The following is a 475-nucleotide window of genomic DNA, read 5'->3' as shown; positions in this document are numbered from 1 at the left end:
ACGATTTGCCGTTCTGCAGAATCGATTTGAGTAGCAGATGCGCGATGAAAAGCGCGGGCAGGCCGGTGTCCGCGACAGTGCGCGGCGCGCGTAGCTGAAGTGCCGGCGTTTGCGCCCGGTCGGCGCCCGTTACGGCAGAATCATCGAGGCATGTCGTGCCCCCTGCCTTGGACTGCTGTGTGCTGTGCTGGTCCATCTGTCGCTCCCCGGGTGCAGCGCCACCGATCTCGGTGCGGCACGGTATGTGATTCTGATAGCCGGATCGCATGTGGCCGGCTTACTTTCGTTGTGCGTTTTGTTCTACGTTTCGTTCTATAGCTGTGCCGCCGTCGCGAGCAGCACGACTACGGTTCCTGTCGCAATCGCGACTCCGTACGGCACGGATCCGACCGACTCGATCGAAGCGGCGCCGCCGCCGCGCATCGCCGGATGGACCAGGCTCAACACGTTGCCCAGCGCCTTCCTGAACTGCCGA

At 63.2% G+C, this 475-nt stretch carries 1 pseudogene; it reads right to left on the bottom strand.

Going from position 1 to position 475, the window contains the following annotated elements:
- Positions 1–196 (bottom strand): annotated as a pseudogene (locus tag SB753_RS34700) (ATP-binding protein); the annotation flags it as partial.
- Positions 197–475: the final 279 nt, after the last annotated feature.

It is taken from the genome of Paraburkholderia sp. SIMBA_053 (assembly GCF_046534895.1).
In the GTDB taxonomy this organism is placed as follows: domain Bacteria; phylum Pseudomonadota; class Gammaproteobacteria; order Burkholderiales; family Burkholderiaceae; genus Paraburkholderia; species Paraburkholderia caledonica.
The sequence above is the reverse complement of the archived record's forward strand: the minus strand, read 5'-3'. Positions and strand labels throughout refer to the sequence as shown.